Below are 20586 nucleotides of genomic sequence, written 5' to 3' on the forward strand. Positions count from 1 at the left end.
GTCAGTGAGCTCCAAGGATTCCCAGCGCTTCGCTGGCCCGTCGTTCGGCCTCGGTGAATTCGGGAGTGAACCGTGTCGCCTGGTTGCGCGGCGCCGGCAGCGACAGGTCGAATTCGAGATGGACCCTGGCCGGCCGGCGCGAGAAGACCACCACCTTGTCCGAGAGATAGATGGCTTCGGAAATGGAATGGGTGACGAAGAGGACCGAGGCCTTGGTCTCCTCTTTGACCTTGAGCAGAAGGTCGTTCATCTCCAGCCGGGTGAATTCGTCCAGCGCGCCGAACGGCTCGTCCATGAGCAGGAGCTTCGGCCTGTGGATCAGGGCGCGGCACAGCGAGACGCGTTGCTGCATGCCGCCGGACAGTTCGTGCGGACGCGACTTTGCGAAGTTCGAGAGGCCGGTAAGCTCGAGCAGCTCGTCGGCGCGCTTCAGCGCCTCGGCGTCCTTCTTGCCCAGGATCTCCATGGGAAAGAGCACATTGTCGCGCGCCGACCGCCAGGGCATCAGGCTCGCCTGCTGGAAGACGAAGCCGTAGTCCGAATAGGGCCCCGTGACGTCCCGGCCGCCGACCCGGATGGTGCCCGACGACGGGCGGAGCAGGCCGGAGACGATCCGCAGCAGTGTGGTCTTGCCGCAGCCACTGGGGCCGAGGAGGGTGACGAATTCGCCTTCTCCGAAGGAGAGGCTGGCTTCGTCCAGCGCTACGATGTCGTTCTCCTTCGTGCCGAATACCTTCCGAACGTTGAGTATTTCAACAAAGGCCATCGCTCCCCCTTCGGCGGGTCTCATGCGGCTCGGCGAACGTCAGTTTCTTGCGGGCGCGCCTTGAATTTCTTCTGAAATATCTTATGATGTTGATGCCTGTCAATAAGGTGCGGGCCTGGCGTGTCGGGCATGTCGTGCACGAAGAAAGAGGGGTTCTTGATGTTGCGCAATTTCGCGAAAGTGCTTGCTGTTTTGGCTGCGGTGACCTCGACGCCGGCCCTCGCGGCGAACGTCAAAGTCAGCTTCATGCTGGATTTCATCAGCCTGGGCCGGCATGCGCCCTGGTATGTCGCCCGCGACAAGGGCTTTTTTGCCGAGGAAGGTCTCGAGGTCGAGATCATTCCCTCCAAGGGGACTGCCGACGCCATCCGCGGCGTGGTCACCAATCTCGCCCCGATCGGCCTCATCGACGTGCCGAGCCTTGTTGCCTCGGGCAGCGCCGGCGGCGACATCCGCATCGTCGCGGCTGCCTATCAGGAGGCGCCCTATTGCGTCTATTCGCTCAATCCCGGTGCCAATGTGACCCAGCCCCGCCAGCTCGAGGGCCTCAGGTTCGGCTCGAGCTCGGCATCGTTCCTGCCGCAGATCTGGCGCGCCATCATGAAGATGAACGGTCTTGACGGCTCCAAGCTGCAGATCGTCAACGTCGATGCCTCGGCGCGCGTGCCGATGCTGGCGGCCGGCCGGATCGACGGGGTCGACCAGTTCCTGATGTCCGGCCCGGCGATCCGCCGCGCCGCGCCGGACCGCGAACCGGTGTGCCTGTTCGCGCCCGATCTCGGCCTCAACATCTATTCCAACTCGATCGGCGTGAACCGCAGGTTCCTCGAGGCCAACCCGCAGGTGGTCAGGGCCTTCGTCCGCGCGGCCATGAGGGGCTGGCAATACACGATGGCCCATCGCGACGAGGCAGCGGCGATCATGGTCAAGGCCATTCCCTCGCTCGACCCCGGCATCGCGCGCGGCGAGATCGACCTCCTCGAGCGGATCGCGATCAACAACGACGTCAGGGCCAATGGCTTCGGTCATATTCTGCCCGAGAAGATGCGGGCGACCTTTGCCTTCATGAACGACAATGTCGAGGTCGCCGGCGGCCGGCTTCAGCCGGGGGATATCTATGTTCCGGGCTTTCTGCCCGAGCAGCCGATCCGGCCGTAGAAAAAAAGCCCCGGTGCATGGCTCCGGGGCTTTTTTGTGGGAATGGCGAGTAGCGAATGGCGAACAGGGCTCTGGCGCTCCAGCTCAAGTTGAGCTTGCGCGTGCCGCCCGCTTCCCTATTCGCCACGCGCTACTCGCCGTCCAACCTCGCCCGAAGCGCGGCGGGGTTCGTCTGGAAATAGCGTTGCCGGCGTGCCGGCTCGTAGCCGGCGAGCTGGGCATGCGGCTCGACGAGCCCCATGGGAAAGGGCCAGTCCGAGCCGAACACGACATGGTCGCTGCCGAACGTCGCCTCGGCGTGGATCGCCGCGGGCTCGCCGTGGCAGATGCAGTCGACGTGAATACGCCGAATGACTTTCGAAGGGGCCGCCCGCGACGTGTCGACCCCCGGCCGCGCCGTGGCGAAGCCGCGTTCGAACCGCGCGGCCGCCATCGGCAGCAGCCCGCCGCCATGGGCAAAGCACGGCACGATGTTGGGATGGCGCTCCAGCACGCCGGCGAAGATCAGGTGCCCCAGGGCCACCGCGCTCTCGTAGGGATTGCCCAGCAGGTTGGTGAGATAGAACGACTTGAGCCGGCCGTCCGCGCATTCGCCCGGATGGAAGAACACGAATGCGCCGGCGGCATCGAGCGCCGCCCAGAGCGGCTCGAATTCCGGCATGCCGAGCGTGCGTTCGTCCCCGGTTCCGGCGGGCATGGCAAAGAGCCTGTGGCCCCTGGCGGCGTAGGTGCGCACGATCGCGGTCGCGACATCGGGAGCTTCGGTCGGCAGGTGCGCGAGCATGCTCATGAGGCCGCCCGAGTCGGCCGCGATGGCATCGAGGCCGTCATTGACATAGTCGGCCCAGGCGCGCGCCGCGTGCCCGCGCAGGTGCTGCCGGTAGAGCGGCGGCGGCGCGGAGACATAGGCGTGCTCGACCCTGTTCTCGGCCATCCAGTGCTTGAGCGCCTCAGGCTTGAAGATCGGCTTGATGCCCACCTTGTGTCCGTCGATGGTCATGGCCTCGCCGTCCCAGCTCACGCCGTCGATCGCCGCGAGGCGCTTCTCGGCGACGGGGATCAGGTGAGCATGGACATCCAGCGCTATGGTCTCGGTCATCATGTCCGCCCGATGATCGCCTGGTAGAGGCCTTCGATGTCGGCGCTCGCGATCGGCAGGATCGCCGCCACGTGGTCGTCCGGCCGCAGCAGAACGACCACGTCGTCGCCGAGCCCGAGCTTGTCCTGCACCTTGCTGCCGATGTCGAGCAGCGCCCGATCGCGCAGCCCGGAATCGAGCGGTGCGTCCCAGCGGGACACCACATAGCTCTTCAGGCCTGGCAGCGTGTCGGCCGGAATCTCCGGGCGCCGCCGCACGTCGGTGAAGTAGAGCGCCGCGAAACCGCGATCGCACAGGTCGTGCAGGTAGGTCCGTCCGCCCGCGCCGTCGAACAGCGCCATGTCGGCCACCCGGTCGCCGACCCGCAGCGCGGTGCGCGCGGTCTTGACGATGGACCAGTCCCCGGCGCCGTCGGCGTCGATCCTGACGCCGAGCAGCGAGCGCGTCATGGCATTGGCCCAGTCCGTGCCGGACATGGCCTTGGCTTCGCCGGTCTCGCCGCCCATGACCTTGCGCGCGGCCTCCGCCATCTCGCCCGAGCCGTGCGCGGCGAGCGGCCGCTGCTCGCGCTCGTAGCCGTCGAGCAGGCTGTCGCTCGCCCAGCCGCGCAGCACCCAGGCGAGGCGCCAGGGCAGGTTGATCGCATCGAGCACGCCGGTATTGAGCCCGAGCGCCCACATGGGCGTGATGAGATGGGCGGCATCGCCCATCAGGAAGACGCGGCCGTTCCGCCACTTCGAGGCGATGCGGTGATGCACGCGGTAGATCACGGTATTGAGCACTTCGAGCGCGGTCACCTCGCCGACGAAGTGCCGCACCTTGGCTTCGAGCTGTTCGCGCGTGGCTTCTTCCGCGCCCGGCGCCAGCGGGAACAGGAACCGCCAGCAGTGCGGCTGGCGGACCAGGATCATCCACTCGGCCGGATCGGCGAAATAGGCGAGATAGGGGTAGTCGCGCGGATTGGCCTTGTCGAGGTCGACCTTGATGTCGACCAGCATGTAGCGCACGTCGAGCGAGACGCCCTCGACCTCGATGCCGAGCTGGGTTCGCACCGTCGAGCGGCCGCCGTCGCAGGCCAGCAGATAGCAGCCTTCGATCTCCTTGATGCCCTCGGGCGTCTCGAAGCGGGCGACGATCCCGTCCGCGTCCTGCCTGAAGTCCAGGAGCTTGTGCCGGAGATTGACCCAGCCGTCCGGCAGGTCCTCGAGTCCCTGCGCCAGGATCGGCTCCAGGTGATGCTGGGGAATGTTGAGGACGAAGGGAAACCGCGTCTCGTCGATGAGGTTCTCCGTCATCACCGAGGCGCGGCGCTGGTTGGTGGCGCGTTCGATCTCGCCGATCTCGTCGAGCCGCAGGGCCTTGGAGAGCACCGCCCTGTCGACGCCATAGCGGCGGAAGGCCTCGATCGTGCGGGTCAGGATCGTGCCGGCCTTGGTGTCGGAGGAGAAGGCGTTGTCCTCCTCGAACGAGCGGAATGCGATGCCGTGGAATTTCAGCGCCAGCGCGGTCATCAGACCGACCGGCCCCGCTCCGACAACCAGTACAGGCTTCATGGCTCTTCTCTAGCAATAGCGTTTTCGAGCGAAGGGCATGCCGGTTCGCGTGAAAAAAACGCGTCGAAACAAGACTCTACGCTTCGTCCCTGGAATAGGCCATGTCGCGGCTGAGCACCGACGCGCTCATCGTCGCTGCGTCGGAGAGCAGAAACATGAGCGGGCCGACGACGTCCTCGGGCGAGCCGACGCCGAGCGTGTTCTTCCAGCCTTCGTTTTCCTGGCCCGGATTGGCGGCGCGATATTGCAGGGTGTCGATGACGCCCGGCCACACCACATTGACCCTGACGCGGTGCTCGGCGACTTCCTTGCCGGCGCTCTTCAGGAAGGCGATGAGGCCGGCCTTGGTCGCCGCATAGGCCGAGGCCTTGGGCCAGCCCTGCAGGGCGAGGCCCGACGAGAAGGCGACGATCGAGCCGCGCCGCCGGCGGATCATGCCGCCGATGGCGGCCTGATAGCACCAGACGACGCCGTTCAGGTTGACCGCGATGACGCTCTCCCATTCCGAGGGCGCCATCTCGTGGATGGGCGTGCGCGGCTGGATGGCCGCGCCGCAGACCAGCCCGTCGATCGCGCCGTAGCGCGCTTCGATCTCGGCGAAGGTCGCCGCGACGGCCGCGCGATCCGCCACATCGAGCTTGCGCGTGGCGATGGCGGACGCTTCCGCTGCGAGCGCGGCCATCGCATCGTCGTTCGTGTCGCACACCACGACCTGGGCGCCGGCCTTCGATGCCGCCAGCGCCAGGGCGCGGCCTATGCCGTTGGCTCCGCCGGTGATGACGATCACGTCCCCCGTGGCATCGAACGTTGCTCTCATTTGGCTGTGCTCATCGAGGCAATGTCGGTGGTGCCGTGAAGGTCGGCCGCGACGATCCTGTTGCGCAGCGTGCCGAGGCCGGTGGCCGAGACCACCATCTCGTCACCGGCCTTGAGGAAGACCGCCGGCTCCCGCGCATTGCCGATGCCCGAAGGCGTCCCGGTGATGATGACGTCGCCGACCTCGAGCGTCATGCCGAAGGACAGTTCGGCGACGAGCTCGGCGATCGGGAACGCCATCTGCTTGAGCTTCGCGCTCTGCATGGTCGTCCCGTTGAGGGTCAGCTCCAGCGTGATCTCGGGGACGTCCAGCTCGTCGCCGGTGACGATGAACGGGCCGAGCGGCATCGTGCCGTCGATGCTCTTGCCCTTGAGCCATTGTCCGCCGTGGCGGCGCTGCAGATCGCGCTGCGAGACGTCGTTGGCCAGGCAATAGCCGAAGACGCAGTCCAGCGCCTGGGCTTTCGAGACCGAGCGGCAGCGCTTGCCGATCACGATGGCGACTTCGGCCTCATAGTCCCACTTGGCCGAGATATGCGGATCGAGCCCGATATCGTCGTAGGGCCCGATCACGGTGTTCGGGGCCTTGGTGAAAAAGGTCGGCGCCGAGGGCTTGTCGACGTCCTGCCCCTCGCGCTTGCCGCGGCTCTCCTCGAAATGATCCCAGTAGTTCCAGCCCGTGCACAGCACGTCGCGACGGAACCGCTGGATCGGCGCCATGAGCGTCGCTTCGGCAAGCGGCATGGTTTGGACCGGCGCGGCCTGCGCCAGCCGTTCGATTTCGGATCGGCCGCGGCCGATGAGGGCGACCATGTCGCCCTCATCGGCTGGCAGCAGCCGGATCAGCTCGTCCGCGACCACGCCGACGCGCGGCGTGCCCGAGACATTGACGGTGGCAAGACGCATGGTCGTGTTCTTAGCCGTTCGGCAGCACCGCGATGGCGCTGATCTCGATGAGATATTCCGCGTTCACCATCTTCGAGACCTCGACCATGGTGGAGGCCGGCACCGGAGCCTTGAAGTATTCGGCGCGAACCTTGTGGATGATCGGGAAGTGCTCGATGTTGCGGACATAGACGTCGACGCGCACGATGTCCTCGAGCGAGCCGCCGGCCGCCTCGGCCGCCGCCTTGAGGTTCTCGCAGACCTGCCGGGTCTGCACCTCGATATCGCCGATGCCGGCGACGCTGCCGTCGGCCTTGCGCGCCGTCATGCCGGAAATGAAGACCAGCTTGCCCTTCGCCTCGATCGTGGTCGCCTGGGAGAAGTGGCCGTTGGGCTTGGCGAGCTTGTCGGTAACAACCTGCTGTTTCACGTCTGTCCTCACTTAGAAGTACGAAGGGAAATCGACCCCGACGGACGTCCCCGTTTCGGTCAGGGAGGTCCAGGCGGCCTGTGCCACGCGCGCGTGGCCATTGCTCGTCGAACGGGCTGCGAAGGCCAGTTCTCCGGGAGCATAGACGCGTTCGACGTCGGGAGCCCGCCGCGAGCCGGAGACGTGCTGGAGCTCGGCATCGGCGCGGGCCTTGAACGTGGCTTCGGCGCCGAAATGCCCGACATCGATGGCGATGAAGAGATTGGAGCAGCGATAGGGCGAGGCCGCTTCGCCATAGAGGTGGTTGACCTCCGCGCCGATCGCTCCGCCGGACAGGCCGCCCGCCAGGAGGTCGATCATGAAGGCCAGTCCGAACCCCTTCGGGCCGGCGGCCGGCAGCAGCATGCCCTCGATCGCCTTCTGCGGATCGGTGGTGGCGAGGCCGTCCCTGTCCGCCGCCCAGCCGGCCGGAATGGCCTGGCCGGCGGCGGCGGCATTGCGGATCTTGCCCATGGCGACAGCGCTCATGGCCATGTCGACCTCCGGGTGGAACGCGCCGGCGCCCGGCGCGGCAATGGCGAGGGGATTGTTGCCGGTCAGCGGCTGCGCCCCGCCCGGCGCCGGCATGAGGGGGCGGGTATTCGCCATCACGATGCCGACCGCGCCCTGGTCGGCGATCATGCGGGCATAGCGCCCGGCAGTGCCGAAATGGAAGGCATTGCGGACCGCCACGGTCGCCATGCCGAGCTGTCTGGCGCGCGCGACCGCGAGCCCGACGGCCTGCCTGGCCGTCAACTGGCCGAGGACGTTGCCGGCGTCGATGACGATGGCGCCGCCGCTGTCGGAAACGACCTCGCCCGCCGCGCCGGTCGAGACCGATCCGGCCTTGAGCCGCTTCACATACATCGGCACCAGCATCACGCCGTGGGAGGCGACGCCCTCGACATCGGCCGCGACGAGATCCTCGGCGACGATGTCGGCGGCGTCAGGGGCGACGCCGCAGGCGGCGAAGATCGCCGCGACGGCCCGCGCCAGGGCCTGCGCCGGTACCGTCTGGACGGGAGCGGCGCTCATCAGCGGGCGTCCTCGTCATTGTCGTACCAGTCGGGGCGCACCGGATAGTGCGGACCGTCATAGATCTCGATGACGACGGTCTCTTCGTGCGCCAGGGTCGGGCCGTGCACATTGCCCTTGGGGTTGCAGTAGAACGAGCCGGCCTTCAGCGTGACGCCGGTCTTGACATATTCATAGTGACCGGAAAGGCAGTACATCATCTGGGTGGACGCGTGCAGGTGCGGTGTGGGTATGCTTGCGCCCTTTTCGAACTTGATGAGCGCCACGGAGGCTCCGGTCGCCTCGTCACGCCAGAGCATCTTTTCGAAGACGCCCTTCAGCGATTTGGCGCGCCAGGGCAGGGCGTCCGCCTGGAGCAGGATTTCATCGATGGAGGGCGCGCCGGCAGCGGCCGGTTTGGGATTGTCGCTCACTGTGCCTCGCCAAAATATCACTTGTCATTTTATATGATATTTCAGATGAATCGAAAAGCCAAGCCGTACCGGTGCGTTTTGCGGCAGGCGCTGCGCGTCGCCGGCCGCGGAGCGGTTCGAAGAGCCTGAACGGACGGGAGGGCAGCCGCGGCATCCGCAGCGGCCGGGCAGGCCGCGGGCGAGGAGAGACGCGCGGCGAGGATATGGATCTCGCCGCGGGGACATGTGAATCACCGACGCGATGTCTGGAACGCGTTCAGGGTTTCAGATATTTCAGCAGTCAAACGACCTCGCGGCCAAGCTGCCGCGCCAATCGGCCTCATCAAGGAGCAGGGCATGGCGAAGACGACGACCCCTGGCAAGGTGGGTCTACGATCGGGAGGCAAGCCGAGATCTCTGGTTGACGAGGCCTATGAGCAGATCAAGGAAAAAGTCATCACGCTGTTCTTTCTGCCAGGGCAGTATCTCAGCGAGGCGGCGCTCTGCGCCCAGCTGAAACTGGGACGCACGCCGGTCCACCAGGCTCTGCAGCGCCTGCAGGTGGAAGGCCTGGTCGAGGTCCTGCCCCGCAAGGGCGTGATCGTTCAGCCGGAGAGCCTCGGCGAGATTCTCAAGATCCTCGACTCACGCGTCGCGGTCGAGCCCGAGCTCGCCCGCTCGGCCGCGCGCCGCGTCAAGGCGGGCGAGGTCGGCAAGGAGCAGCTGGCAGGTCTCAAGGCGCTCGCCGGCGAGCATGAGGAGAGCACGGGCGCGCCCGACCTGAACGCCTTCACCATCAACGACCGCGCCTTCCACAGGGAGCTCGCCCTGCTCTCGGGCAACTCCATCATGGGCGATTTCGCCCGGACGCTGCACGAGCGCTCGACGCGGTTCTGGTACCTCAATCTCTGGCAGACGATCGATGTCGGCGCGACCAACAGGCAGCATGCCATGATCGCCGATGCGGTCGCCGCGGGCGACGAGGACGAGGCGGGGCGCCACATGCTCGAGCATATTCACGCGCTGCGGGAGCGGCTGCTGAAGCTGCAGAAAATGGCGCCGGCGCCGGGCCGCTTCCCAGCGACGCCGGCCAAGCCCTAGGCGGCCGCGCCGCGAAGCGGGCGGCGGCCCGGCCCTGGCGGCGCGCAGCCGTGCCCGTCGCACGGATCCGCTCAGTCCAAATGGCGATATGCCGATGCGGCGGGCTCGGGGAGTTTGCCGGCTGGCCCGCCATGCTCATGTCTCCCGTCTTCATCATCGTCGCGCTCGGCATCGCCCAGATCATTTCCTGGGGCACCATCGTCTACGGCATTTCCGTGCTCTCGACGCCGATGGCGGCCGAGCTCGGCTGGAGCCAGACCTTCGTCTTCTTCGGCTTCTCGATCTCGCTCCTGGTCGGCGGCTTCGTCGCCAAGCCGGTCGCGCGCTATCAGGAGAAGAACGGCGGCCGCGCCACCTTGACCATGGGGTCGGTGGTCGCCGCACTCGGTCTTGCCATGCTGTCGCAGGTCGCCGATCCCGTCGTCTATCTCTTCGCCTGGGTCGTGCTCGGCCTCGCCTCACGGCTGACGCTCTACGATGCGTCCTTCGCCACGCTCGTCGAGATCCACGGCACCGCGGCGCGCCGGCCGATCAGCCTGCTCGCCCTGTTCGGCGGCCTCGCCTCCACGGTCTACTGGCCGATCTGCCACTATGTGAACGAGGCCTATGGCTGGCGCGTCGCGTGGATGGTCTGCGCCGCCTCTGTGCTCGTCATCTGCACACCGCTGCACCTTGCCATGCCGCGCAAGGGCGCGATGCTGCGAGGCGCCAATGGCGGGAATGGCGCGGCCGCGGATCCGCCGCCGCTGGTGCCGCAGGCGCTGCGCGCGCAGGCGATCCTCCTCCTGGCCATCGCCTTCGCCTGCAACTCCTTCGTGACGGTGGCGCTCAACGCCCATTTCATTCCGGCCGCCGTCATGCTCGGCGCATCGGCCGCCACCGCCGTCTGGATCGCCTCGATCCGCGGCGTGTTCCAGACCCTCGGACGTCTCGCCGAAATGCTGTTCGGCGGCAATCTCAACCCGTTCGCCTTCGCCATGCTGTCGACGGGCATCCTAGTCGTCGCCTTCCTGCCGCTCGCCATCGGCGGCGCCTCGACGCCGGCGCTTGCGCTGTTCTCCATCCTGTTCGGCATTTCCATCGGCCTCGTCACCATCGTGCGCGGCGCCGTGCCGCTCGTGCTGTTCGGCCGGGACGGCTATGTCGGCGTGCTCGCGACCATTGCCACGCCCGGCCTCGTCGTGACGGCCGCGGCTCCGACGGCCTACGCCTTCGTTCTCGACTGGATCGGCCCCGCATGGGGGTTCGTCCTGCTCTTTGCGGTGGCGCTTGCCTCCTTCGCCGCGACGGCGCTGCTTGCGCGCCGCTTCCGTACGCGCTCTAGCTGACGGCCCGAGGGCAGGGACACGAAGGGACGGGCATGATCCTGGAGTTCTGGCAGGGACCGGGAGATCCGCTGAACGCGCTGGCGGCGGTGCTGCGCGCCGTCGGCGCGATCGGCGCGCTGGGCGGGGCGGGCATCGCCCTGTTCCTGCTGTTCATGAGCGGCGAGCTGACCGCCGACGAGGCGACGGCGGCCCGGCGCTGGCTGTTCGTGCTCGTCCTGGTCGGCCTCCTGGCGGGCCTCGCCGGGTGGCCCCTGCGCGCGCTGAGCCTGGCCCGCTCCCCGGAGGCCGCCATGCGTGCCGATCTCTATGTCGTCATCGCGCGGTCGCGTTTCGGCGATGCTGGCCTCATGCGGCTCGCCGGGCTGCTGCTGGTCCTGCTCGCGCTGGCGCGGCGGAGCTGGGCGACCGGCATGGCGGTGGTCGGCGCGGTGGCGGTCGCGGCGAGCTATGCGGCCTTCGGCCATGCCACGCAGTATCGCCCGCGTCAGGAGCTCGCCGCGCTCACCGTGGTGCATGTCAGCACCGCCGCCTTCTGGTTCGGCAGCCTGTTCCCCCTGCGCAACCTCACCTTGCGGCGTGATCCACGCGCGGCGGGCGAGGCTTTCCTCGTCTGGTCGCGTTATGCCCGCATCATGGTGCTGCTGGCGCTGGCGAGCGGTCTTGCCTCCGCCTGGTATCTGGCCGGCCCGGCGCGCGGCCTGCCGGCCTCCTGGTTCGGCTGGGCGCTGATGGCCAAGGCGGCGCTGGTGGTGCTGCTGCTCGTCCATGCCTTCACCGCGCGTTTCCGTCATGTCCGGCTGCTGCTGCGCGGCGATGTCCTGGCGGCCTCGGCGCTGCGTCGCTCGCTCGGCCGGCAGATCCTGCTCGGCCTGCTGGTGCTCTGCGTGACCGCCGAACTCGTCGGCGTCGATCCGCCCGACCTCGGTCACCGTCTGCCGGGCTGAGCGTTCAGGCCACCAGCATGTCGAAGCCGCGGTCGAACACCGCCTGACTGAGCTCGCGGCTCGGCGGCGTATCCACGATGATGCCGGTCGCCGCCTCGATGCCGTTGATGCGCACTGGTGTCTCGCGTTCGAAAACCGAGGAATCGACCATGAAATAGGCGCGCTTGGCGGCCTTGATCATGCGCTGGCGCTGCTCGGCCCAGAGCCTGCACGTATCGGTCGGCTGGCCGTCGGCGGTCAGGCCGCCGGCGCACAGGAAGGCGATGTCGACGCGATAGTTGCGCAGCATGTCCATCGTGTCGATGCCGACAGAGCTTTCGTCGACGGCATCGATCTCGCCGCCCAGCATCACCACCCGGAAGCCGGGCACACGCGTCAGCAGCAGCGCATTGGCGAGGCTGTTGGTGATCACGGTCAGCCGCTGCCGGCCTGTCAGCGCCTCGGCGACGAGCCGCGCGGTCGGGCCGCAGTCGAGCAGCACGACCATGCCGTCGGTGACCAGATTGGCGGCGGTCTGCGCGATGGCGGCCCGGCCGGCGGAATTGTCGCTCGCCACGGGCGCGAGGCGGCGGACCGGGCCCGGTTCCATGCCGGCCCGGCGGGTGGCGCCGCCATGAACGATGTCGAGTTCCTGCCGGTCGGCCAGCAGCTTCAGGTCGCGGCGAATGGTCTCGCGCGACACGCCGAGCTGCGCGGCAAGGCTGCCGACCGTGGCGGAGCCGGTGGCTTCGATCTGTTCGCGGATACGGTCGTGGCGGTTTACCGCGAGCGGCCTGGCCATAGAAATGCATTCCGGATATGCGGTCGGCGAGGGGGGCGATAGTCGATCACGGATGCGTGATCACGGTATCCGGAGATTCACGGATGTGCGCTGCTGCCGCAAGCTACCGCCGTAATGTCGGCATCGCGCTGTTCAATGCGCATGGCCACGTGCTGATCGCGCGGCGCACCGGCGACGACGGGCCGGAGGTCATCGCGCCGGGTTTCGAATGGCAAATGCCGCAGGGCGGTGTCGATCCCGGTGAAAGCGAGGCGGCGGCGGCCCGGCGCGAATTGGCCGAGGAGACCGGCATTGTCGATGCCGTTCCGCTCGGCCGGGTGGCCGAGCCGCTCGTCTATGACTGGCCGCCCTATCACGGTCCGCCGCACCGGCTCGACCGCTGGCGCGGCCAGAGCCAGGCCTGGTTCGCGTTCCGCTTCACCGGCGCCGAGGCGACGATCGATCTCAGCCATGCGGCGCCGGGCGAAGCGCCCGAATTCGACTGCTGGCGCTGGGAGGCGCTCCACCGTCTGCCCGCGCTCGTGGTGCCCTACAAGCGTCAGGTCTACGCCCGGGTCGCCGCCGAATTTGCCGTCTTCACTCGGCTCTCCGGATAGTGTCATGCTCCGCCGGCATCGACCGTGATCCGCCGCAATTCATCATCGTTAGGTCATGATGCGCCCCGATGGTCGCCGCCCATCGCCTTCCAGACCGGAATCGCCTGACATGACCGATGCCGTTGCCGCCGCCTTTGCCCAGCTCGAAAGCCACAAGGCCGCCCTCGAGGAGACCTCGCTCGCGGGCCTGTTCGAGGCCGATCCGAAGCGTTTCCAGCGGCATTCGATCCGGCTCGGCCCGGTCCTCATGGATTATTCCAAGAACCGGGTGACGGCGCGGACCATGAAGCTCCTGGTCGAGCTCGCCCGGGCCGCCGGGGTCGAGCCGAAGCGCGACGCGATGTTTGCCGGCGAACGGATCAACCGGACCGAAAATCGCGCGGTGCTGCATGTCGCGCTGCGCAACCTCTCGGGCCGCCCCATGCTGGTCGACGGCCGCGACGTCATGCCGGCGGTCGCCGCCGAGCGCGAGCGCTGCGCGGCCTTCGCCGATGCGCTGCGGTCCGGCGCGCTGCGCGGCGCCACGGGAAAGCGCTTCTCGACCGTCGTCAATATCGGCATCGGCGGCTCCGACCTCGGCCCGGCCATGGCGGCCATGGCGCTGTCGCCCTATGCCAAGCGCGGCCTTTCCGTGCGTTTCGTCTCCAATGTCGACGGCGCCCACATGGCCGATACGCTGAAGGGCCTCGATCCCGCACGGACCCTGTTCATCATTTCCTCGAAGACCTTCACCACCATCGAGACCATGACCAATGCCGCGACCGCGCGCGCCTTCGTGGCGCAGGCGCTCGGCGAGGCGGCGGTCAGCCATCACTTCGCGGCGGTGTCCACCAATCTCGCTGCGGTGACGGCCTTCGGCATTCCCGAGCAGAGCATGTTCCGCTTCTGGGACTGGGTCGGCGGGCGCTATTCGGTCTGGTCGGCGATCGGGCTGGCACTGATGATCGCCATCGGGCCGCGCAACTTCCAGGCCTTCCTGGCCGGCGCCGAGCGGGTCGACCAGCATTTCCTCAACGCCCCGCTCGGCCGCAACATGCCGGTCGTCATGGGGCTTCTCGGCCTCTGGCACCGCAACGTCTGGAACTACCCGAGCCATGCCGTGCTGCCCTATGACCAGCGGCTGGCGCGGTTCCCGGCGCATCTGCAGCAGCTCGACATGGAAAGCCTCGGCAAGTCGGTCACGCTTGCCGGCGATCCGGTCGGCCGCGCGACCGGCCCGGTGATCTGGGGCGAGCCGGGCACCAATGGCCAGCACGCCTTCTTCCAGCTGCTGCACCAGGGCACCGAGGTCGTGCCCTGTGATTTCCTGATCGCCGCGAGCCCGCATGAGCGGGGCCGCAAGCATCATGACCTGCTGATCGCCAACTGCCTGGCGCAGAGCCAGGCGCTGATGCGCGGCCGGACGCTGGAGGAAGCCCTGGCGCAGGCGCGCGACAAGGGGCTGAGCGAGGCCGAGGCGGCGGCGCTCGCCCCCCACCGGGTGTTTGCCGGCAACCGGCCCTCCACCACCTTCCTCTATCGCAAGCTCGATCCTGCAACGCTCGGCATGCTGGTCGCGCTCTACGAGCACAAGGTCTTCGTCATGGCCGCCGTGCTCGACATCAACGCCTTCGACCAGTGGGGCGTCGAGCTCGGCAAGGAGCTGGCGACCGCGCTCGAGCCGGTCGTCGCCGGCCGCGTCCACGGCGTCGAAGGGCTCGACGGCTCGACCGCCGGCCTCGTCGAGGCGCTGCGCCGCCTCAGGCTCTGACCGGCTCAGTCCAGCCGGAAATTGGCCGGCCTGAGCGCTGGCGGAGCCGGTGGCACGACATGGTTGCGCGCCCAGAAACTGTTGAAGAAGGGCAGTTTGGCGGTCACCTCGCCGCGCGTCACGGGACGGAAGCGGGAGACGGTTTCGACCCAGAGCACGATGCTGGCACCGGATGTGCCGAGCGTCCCGTCTGGATGGTGCACGGGCACGTCCAGCGAGATCGGCGCGCCGTCCCGGTCCGGCTGGCCGGCGAAGCGGTCGGCGAGGAAGATGACGTCGGGCTGCAGGGGATGTTCCTCGTGGCCGTCGACCTCGGTCACCGCGCTCGAGAACTCGAAGCGCCGGGTCTGCGCCGCGACATGGGCGATGCCGGCCTCCAGGGCGCCATTGGCATCGCCGCCCATGGCGGCGACGACCTGGCGCAGCAGGAAATCCGGCGCGGTCCGGCGCAGGGGCGTGAGCAGCATGACCAGCGCGCCGCGGGCGCCGAAGGTGAGCACGACCGCTTCGCCGCGGATCGTCGCCAGGCCGTCGGTGAGGATCGATGGCCCGCTGCGGCGGCGGAAGGCGACGACGTTGGATGCCGAGCGTGTCACGCCGTTGATCGTCAGGTCCATGCCGATGCGCACCCGCACCGCGTGGGTCGGGAACAGCACCCAGGCGTAGAGAATATAGGCCGCGGCCGCCGCGATGCTCGCTGCCCGCACCCACGGCTTCCGCCAGGCGAGGCGGAGGTTCGCGATGGATGTGTTGAGATCGTCGATGATCGCCCTGAACGCCATGCCCGGATCCTGATCGACGCCGTCAGGCGGTAGCAAGGCCAATAGCGCGCGCTCGCGCGGCCAACCGGTGGGGCGCTTGGCCGCAGGGACGGCCGTGAGGCGGCGCGGGACGCGGCTCGATCCCGTCTTCGAGCACGGCCATTTGCTTGGCGGTCGATCTCGTCCACGATCGGCCGCGCGACGGCCGGCCCCTCGGCCGCCGCCCGCCCATGCGGTCCAGGCAGGCCTGATGACCGGGGGAACCTTTGACCCGCCTGGCGTTTCGTGGCATCGCCGTTGCCGACATGTGGGAGACACTACCATGCAGGCGAACGGCATCGATCTCACCAAGGCCAGCGGCGTCTATGTGATTGCCGCCACCCCGTTCCATGACGACGGCCGTATCGACACCAAATCGACGGACAGCATGGTCGACTTCTACCGCGCCTGCGGCGCCAACGGCCTGACCATTCTCGGCGTCATGGGCGAGGCGCCGAAGCTCGACCAGGAGGAATCGGTCGCGCTGTCGAAGCAGATCATCGCGCGCGCCGGCAGCGCCATGCCGGTGATCGTCGGCGTGTCGGCGCCCGGCTTTGCCAATATGCGCTCGCTCGCGCGCACCGTGATGGATGCCGGCGCGGCTGGCGTCATGATCGCGCCGCCCAATACGCTGCGGACCGACGACCAGATCGTCACCTACTACAGGCAGGCCGTGGACGCGATCGGCGACGACGTGCCCTTCGTCATCCAGGATTTCCCGCTGACCTTTTCGGTGGTGATGACGCCCAAGGTGATCCGCTCGATCGTGCAGGACCTGCCGTCCTGCGTCATGCTCAAGCACGAGGACTGGCCGGGTCTTGAGAAGATCTCGACGCTGCGCGGTTTCGAGGCCGACGGCTCGATGCGCCACGTCTCCATCCTCTGCGGCAATGGTGGCCTGTTCCTCGACTTCGAATGCGAGCGCGGCGCCGACGGCGCCATGACCGGCTATGCCTTCCCGGACATGCTGGTCGACGTCGTCAAGCTGCAGCAGGCCGGCAAGCGCGACGCGGCCCACGACCTGTTCGACGCCCATCTGCCGCTGCTGCGCTACGAGCAGCAGCCGGGCGCGGGTCTTGCCGTGCGCAAATATGTGCTGAAGAAGCGCGGCGTGATCGCGTCCGACGCCCAGCGCAAGCCGGGCGCCGGCCTGTCCGCCAAGGCGCGGGCCGAGGTCGATTACCTGTTCGAACGGCTCGCCCGCCACGACGCGCGCGCCAAGGCGGCCTGACCGCCGGGCGCGCCGGGCTGAAGGGGAGCACGGCATGGCCGAGATGATTCCGGTGACCGGCGCGCTGGCGCTCGACCCCGACGATATCTCGGTGACCTATGTCCGCGCCTCCGGACCCGGCGGGCAGAACGTCAACAAGGTGGCGACGGCCTGCGAGCTGCGCTTCAACCTGGCCGGCTCGGCGCTGCCGCCCGACGTCAAGGCGCGGCTCGTCCCGCTCGTCGGCTCCCGGCTGACCAAGGACGGCGTCGTGGTGATCCAGGCCGACCGGTTCCGGTCGCAGGAGATGAACCGCGAGGATGCGCTCGCAAGGCTCGTCGAATTCGTCAGGCGCGCGGCGGTGCGGCCGAAGCGGCGGATTGCCACCCGGCCGACCCGCGCCTCGAAGGAACGGCGCCTGGAAGGCAAGTCGCGCCGCGCGGGCGTGAAGAAGATGCGCACCACCCGGCCGGGCTCGGATTAGATCAGGCCGGCGCTGCGGGCGATCCGGAACTGGCCGGCGAAAGCGGCGTCGGCCGGCGCCGTTTCGGCAGCGATCCCGAGCCGGTCGAAGGCGGCCTGATAGCGTGCGGCGAGCTCTTCGCCCCCGACGATCACGACCGGCCCGCCAAGACCCGGCGCGAATGCGCGGGCCTCCGCGATCTCCGTGCCGATCAGCAGGCCCGACAGGCGTTCCGCCGTCTCCTCCGCCGGAAAATCACCCATCAGGCTGCCGGCGCGCAGGCGGAACAGCTTGCCGAGCAGTCCGGCCCCCGCATCGCGGGCGCCGCTCGCAAGCCCCTGCGCGAAGGCTTCCGGCGCGGTGCGTGCGACTGCCGTCGTCAGGCGCAGCACGGTATGGTCCTTCACAGCGGCGAAGACGTCGCCGGTCATGGCGGTGCGGAAGCGCAGGATCCGGCCGTCCGCGACGTGGACCCATTTCGAATGGGTTCCCGGCAGGACGACGAGCCGCTCGCCGGCGGGCATGAGGCCGGCGACCTGCGTCTCTTCGCCGCGCATGACGTCCGGCTCGCCGGCGGCATTGCGGCAGGCGAGACCGGTGATGAAGGCGATCCGCCGCCCGGCCGGCGTCTCGATCCGCCTCAGGGCGCCGGCGAGTTCGTCCGGTCCGGCCGGGCAGCCGAGATAGGCGGTCTCGACCCAGCCCGTGCGGCTCGTCACCATGCCGGACGCGATGATCGGGCACCGTCCGCAGCTCTCCCAGGCGCCGATGGCCTCGACCAGGACCGGCTCGAAAGCGCCGTCCCTGACCGACAGGAGCCCTGCCGGTCGTTCGACACGCGCGAGGATCGCGCCGACGCCGTCCATCAGCACGGCGCGGAACGAGGATGTGCCCCAGTCGACGCCGATCAGCCTGCCGTCGGTCATGTCGGTCTCATCGTCCCTTCGGTTTTTGGCATGCCTGACATCATGGACTTGCCCACCGGCTTGTCCTAGGTGAGAGACCAAGCAAACGCCATCTCGCCTCGCCAAACCAGTGCAGACAGCCCATGTCCCATGATCTTGCCGTCGCGCGCGCGGCGACCCTGCAGCCGATTGCCGCCATTGCCGCCAAGGCCGGAATTCCCGCCGATGCGCTGGAACCTTACGGTAAATACATCGCCAAGTTCGACGGCCCGTTCCTCGCCAGCCTGAAGGACAGGCCCGACGGCCGGCTCGTCCTGGTGACGGCGATCAATCCGACGCCGGCAGGCGAGGGCAAGACCACCACCACGGTCGGCCTCGGCGACGCGCTGAACCGGATCGGCAAGCGTGCGGTGATCGCGCTGCGCGAGCCCTCGCTCGGTCCGGTCTTCGGCGTCAAGGGCGGCGCCACCGGCGGCGGCCATGCCCAGGTGCTGCCGATGGAGGCGATCAACCTCCATTTCACCGGCGATTTTCACGCCATCACCGCGGCCCACAATCTGCTGGCGGCGCTGATCGACAACCACGTCTATTGGGGCAATGGCCTGGACATCGACACGCGCCGCATCGTCTGGCGCCGCGTGATGGACATGAACGACCGGGCCCTGCGCGCGACGACGGTCGGCCTCGGCGGCGCGGCCAACGGCTTTGCCCGCGAGGACGGCTTCGACATCACCGTCGCCTCCGAGGTCATGGCCTGTTTCTGCCTTGCCGAGGACATCGCCGACCTCGAGGCCCGGCTCGCCCGCATCGTCATCGGCTATACCCGCGCCAGGAAGCCGGTGACCGCCGGCGATCTCAATGCCGCCGGCGCCATGACGGCGCTGCTGAAGGACGCCATCAAGCCCAATATCGTCCAGACCATCGAGGGTTCGCCGGCGCTGATCCATGGCGGCCCCTTCGCCAATATCGCCCATGGCTGCAATTCGGTGATCGCCACCAAGGCGGCCCTGAAGCTCGGCGACTATGTGGTGACCGAGGCCGGTTTCGGCGCCGATCTCGGCGCCGAGAAGTTCCTCAACATCAAGTGCCGCAAGGCCGGCCTGAAGCCGGCGGCGGTGGTGATCGTCGCCACCGTCCGCGCGCTGAAGATGAATGGCGGCGTGGCCAAGGCTGACCTCGCGCGCGAGAATGTCGAGGCGCTCGACCGGGGGCTCGTCAATCTCGGCCGCCACGTCGCCAATATCAGGTCCTTCGGCCTGCCCGTCGTCGTCGGCATCAACCACTTCACCACCGACACCGAGGCCGAGCACCGGCTGATCGTCCGCCGCTGCCGCGACGAGTTCGGCGTCGAGGCCATCGAATGCCGCCACTGGGCCGAGGGCGGCCGCGGCGCCGAACGCCTGGCCGAGGCGGTCGTCGCGCTCTGCGAGAGCGGCAAGGCGGATTTCCGGACGACCTATCCGGACGAGTTCGGCCTCGCCGACAAGATCCGCGCGGTGGCGACCCGCATCTATGGCGCTGCCGACGTCGCGATCTCGGCCAAGGCGGCGGCCGACCTGCAGGCCTTCGAGGCGGCCGGCTTCGGCCGCCTGCCGGTCTGCATGGCGAAGACGCAATATTCCTTCTCCACCGATCCGACCGCGCTCGGCGCGCCGAGCGGCCATATCGTGCCGGTGCGCGAGGTTCGCCTCGCCGCCGGCGCAGGTTTCGTCGTGGCGATCTGCGGTGAGATCATGACCATGCCGGGCCTGCCGCGGCTGCCGGCTGCTGAAGCGATCCACGTCAACGCCGAGGGCGAGATCGAAGGGCTGTTCTGAGTGGCGGCGGCCCGCGCAAGCCGTCGGCTATGACACCGCGCTCGGATGCCAGGCGGGCGCATAACCCGCGCCGAGAACAGCGGCGATCGCCGGCGGCGTCAGCAGGCTGACCGTGCCGGCCGGTCGCCGGCGCGGCGCGCCGTAGCCGCCGAACGACCAGGGCAGGAGGTCGTCGCCGCGCACGGCGAAGGGCGTGTCGTCGAGCGCGATCATCGCGCCGTCGGGCAGGCTTTCGCAACGGGCCGCGTGCCGGCGCTTGGCTCGCCCGTCGAGCCGCTCGGCCTGCAGGACGAGATCCATTGCGGGCGCGCGCGGCGGCGCCGCCAGTCCCCGCGCCCGCGCCCAGGCCGCGGCGAAACGTTTCGCATCGGCGCGCCGGCATTCGAAACAGGGCCGGTGGCCGGCGGCGAAGGCCGTCGGCTCGTCGAGGAAGAACAGCCCGGTATAGCCTGGGCCCATCACCTCATGGTGCCGGTTCTTGAACGACAGCACGCAGCATATCCACTGGCGCGAGGCCCAGGCGCGCGGCTGCAGAGTGCGGTCGTCGCGGTGGATGCGGCCGCCGCGATTGCCGTAGACGAGGCCACGCTCGGGAACCGCGCGGATCACACCGAAGGGATCGACGCGGTTCTGGAACGGCATGGCGGCGGGCTCAGTAGCGCAGTTCGGCCGAGGGCGTGCGCGGCGGGGCGGGCTGGGGCGCGCCGAACAGCCCGCC

The 20586-nt window shown here is 68.5% G+C and carries 22 protein-coding genes; 9 read left to right on the forward strand and 13 right to left on the reverse strand.

Going from position 1 to position 20586, the window contains the following annotated elements:
* Position 1 precedes the first annotated feature (1 nt).
* Both OZ671_RS27510 and OZ671_RS27515 read right to left on the reverse strand, forming a co-directional pair.
* Positions 2–766: an ABC transporter ATP-binding protein gene (locus OZ671_RS27510; protein ID WP_268863675.1), complete on the reverse strand. Its 765-nt coding sequence runs from the start codon at positions 764–766 to the stop codon at positions 2–4.
* A 20-nt stretch (positions 767–786) separates the two neighbouring features.
* Positions 787–1014, reverse strand: coding sequence for a hypothetical protein (locus OZ671_RS27515; protein ID WP_268863676.1), 228 nt, complete (start codon positions 1012–1014; stop codon positions 787–789).
* Here OZ671_RS27515 and OZ671_RS27520 point away from each other — a divergent pair.
* Entirely contained in the window at positions 1013–1924 is a 912-nt protein-coding gene (locus tag OZ671_RS27520) for an ABC transporter substrate-binding protein (RefSeq protein ID WP_268863677.1), read from the forward strand. The two genes, OZ671_RS27515 and OZ671_RS27520, sit on opposite strands and share 2 nt — an antisense overlap.
* 130 nt (positions 1925–2054) lie before the next feature.
* Here the strand turns inward: OZ671_RS27520 and OZ671_RS27525 are convergent, their stop codons facing one another.
* From OZ671_RS27525 to OZ671_RS27555, 7 genes are all read right to left on the reverse strand, one after another.
* Positions 2055–3023, reverse strand: coding sequence for an amidohydrolase family protein (locus OZ671_RS27525; protein WP_268863678.1), 969 nt, complete (start codon positions 3021–3023; stop codon positions 2055–2057).
* On the reverse strand, positions 3023–4576 hold the full coding sequence (locus tag OZ671_RS27530) for an FAD-dependent monooxygenase (RefSeq protein WP_268863679.1): 1554 nt from the start codon (positions 4574–4576) through the stop codon (positions 3023–3025). Before OZ671_RS27530 ends, OZ671_RS27525 begins: the two co-directional genes overlap by 1 nt.
* A gap of 76 nt (positions 4577–4652) precedes the next feature.
* A complete protein-coding gene (locus OZ671_RS27535) occupies positions 4653–5393 on the reverse strand; it encodes an SDR family NAD(P)-dependent oxidoreductase (protein WP_268863680.1) in 741 nt (246 codons plus the stop codon).
* Entirely contained in the window at positions 5390–6298 is a 909-nt protein-coding gene (locus OZ671_RS27540; protein WP_268863681.1) for a fumarylacetoacetate hydrolase family protein, read from the reverse strand. The genes OZ671_RS27535 and OZ671_RS27540 overlap by 4 nt, the downstream gene beginning before the upstream one ends.
* Positions 6299–6308: 10 nt before the next feature.
* On the reverse strand, positions 6309–6707 hold the full coding sequence (locus OZ671_RS27545) for a RidA family protein (RefSeq protein WP_038304645.1): 399 nt from the start codon (positions 6705–6707) through the stop codon (positions 6309–6311).
* 12 nt (positions 6708–6719) lie between these two features.
* Positions 6720–7781: an Ldh family oxidoreductase gene (locus OZ671_RS27550; protein ID WP_268863682.1), complete on the reverse strand. Its 1062-nt coding sequence runs from the start codon at positions 7779–7781 to the stop codon at positions 6720–6722.
* Complete coding sequence (locus OZ671_RS27555; protein WP_268863683.1) at positions 7781–8194, reverse strand: cupin domain-containing protein; 414 nt, start codon at positions 8192–8194, stop codon at positions 7781–7783. The genes OZ671_RS27550 and OZ671_RS27555 overlap by 1 nt, the downstream gene beginning before the upstream one ends.
* Before the next feature lie 336 nt (positions 8195–8530).
* Here OZ671_RS27555 and OZ671_RS27560 point away from each other — a divergent pair, with 336 nt between their 5' ends.
* The 3 genes from OZ671_RS27560 (at position 8531) to OZ671_RS27570 (ending at position 11546) form a co-directional block, all read left to right on the forward strand.
* Entirely contained in the window at positions 8531–9274 is a 744-nt protein-coding gene (locus tag OZ671_RS27560; protein WP_268863684.1) for a GntR family transcriptional regulator, read from the forward strand.
* A 131-nt stretch (positions 9275–9405) separates the two neighbouring features.
* Positions 9406–10602 (forward strand): MFS transporter, encoded by a 1197-nt coding sequence (locus OZ671_RS27565; RefSeq protein ID WP_268863685.1) that lies wholly within the window; start codon positions 9406–9408, stop codon positions 10600–10602.
* A 32-nt stretch (positions 10603–10634) separates the two neighbouring features.
* Positions 10635–11546: a CopD family protein gene (locus OZ671_RS27570; protein ID WP_268863686.1), complete on the forward strand. Its 912-nt coding sequence runs from the start codon at positions 10635–10637 to the stop codon at positions 11544–11546.
* A 4-nt stretch (positions 11547–11550) separates the two neighbouring features.
* Here OZ671_RS27570 and OZ671_RS27575 read toward each other — a convergent pair whose 3' ends face one another.
* Complete coding sequence (locus OZ671_RS27575; RefSeq protein ID WP_268863687.1) at positions 11551–12327, reverse strand: DeoR/GlpR family DNA-binding transcription regulator; 777 nt, start codon at positions 12325–12327, stop codon at positions 11551–11553.
* Between the two features lie 83 nt (positions 12328–12410).
* Here OZ671_RS27575 and OZ671_RS27580 point away from each other — a divergent pair, with 83 nt between their 5' ends.
* Together OZ671_RS27580 and pgi are read left to right on the forward strand one after the other, a co-directional pair.
* Complete coding sequence (locus OZ671_RS27580; RefSeq protein WP_268863688.1) at positions 12411–12923, forward strand: RNA pyrophosphohydrolase; 513 nt, start codon at positions 12411–12413, stop codon at positions 12921–12923.
* 109 nt (positions 12924–13032) lie between these two features.
* Positions 13033–14673: a glucose-6-phosphate isomerase gene (pgi, locus tag OZ671_RS27585; protein ID WP_268863689.1), complete on the forward strand. Its 1641-nt coding sequence runs from the start codon at positions 13033–13035 to the stop codon at positions 14671–14673.
* A gap of 5 nt (positions 14674–14678) precedes the next feature.
* On the opposite strand, the gene OZ671_RS27590 is transcribed toward pgi, so the two are convergent.
* Positions 14679–15455 carry a hypothetical protein gene (locus tag OZ671_RS27590; RefSeq protein ID WP_268863690.1) on the reverse strand — a complete coding sequence of 259 codons (777 nt, stop codon included), beginning with the start codon at positions 15453–15455 and terminating at the stop codon, positions 14679–14681.
* Positions 15456–15771: 316 nt separating this feature from the next.
* Between OZ671_RS27590 and OZ671_RS27595 the strand changes: the two genes are divergently transcribed.
* Positions 15772–16704 (forward strand): dihydrodipicolinate synthase family protein, encoded by a 933-nt coding sequence (locus OZ671_RS27595; RefSeq protein WP_268863694.1) that lies wholly within the window; start codon positions 15772–15774, stop codon positions 16702–16704.
* A 43-nt stretch (positions 16705–16747) separates the two neighbouring features.
* Positions 16748–17167 (forward strand): alternative ribosome rescue aminoacyl-tRNA hydrolase ArfB, encoded by a 420-nt coding sequence (gene arfB, locus OZ671_RS27600; RefSeq protein WP_268863695.1) that lies wholly within the window; start codon positions 16748–16750, stop codon positions 17165–17167.
* Here the strand turns inward: arfB and OZ671_RS27605 are convergent.
* On the reverse strand, positions 17164–18072 hold the full coding sequence (locus OZ671_RS27605; RefSeq protein WP_268863691.1) for a 2-dehydro-3-deoxygalactonokinase: 909 nt from the start codon (positions 18070–18072) through the stop codon (positions 17164–17166). The genes arfB and OZ671_RS27605 overlap by 4 nt on opposite strands.
* 122 nt (positions 18073–18194) lie before the next feature.
* Between OZ671_RS27605 and OZ671_RS27610 the strand changes: the two genes are divergently transcribed.
* Positions 18195–19868 carry a formate--tetrahydrofolate ligase gene (locus tag OZ671_RS27610; RefSeq protein WP_268863692.1) on the forward strand — a complete coding sequence of 558 codons (1674 nt, stop codon included), beginning with the start codon at positions 18195–18197 and terminating at the stop codon, positions 19866–19868.
* A gap of 27 nt (positions 19869–19895) precedes the next feature.
* Here OZ671_RS27610 and OZ671_RS27615 read toward each other — a convergent pair whose 3' ends face one another.
* A complete protein-coding gene (locus tag OZ671_RS27615) occupies positions 19896–20510 on the reverse strand; it encodes a hypothetical protein (protein ID WP_268863693.1) in 615 nt (204 codons plus the stop codon).
* Between the last annotated feature and the right edge of the window lie 76 nt (positions 20511–20586).

It is taken from the genome of Phreatobacter sp. AB_2022a (assembly GCF_026847585.1).
Taxonomy (GTDB): Bacteria; Pseudomonadota; Alphaproteobacteria; order Rhizobiales; family Phreatobacteraceae; genus Phreatobacter.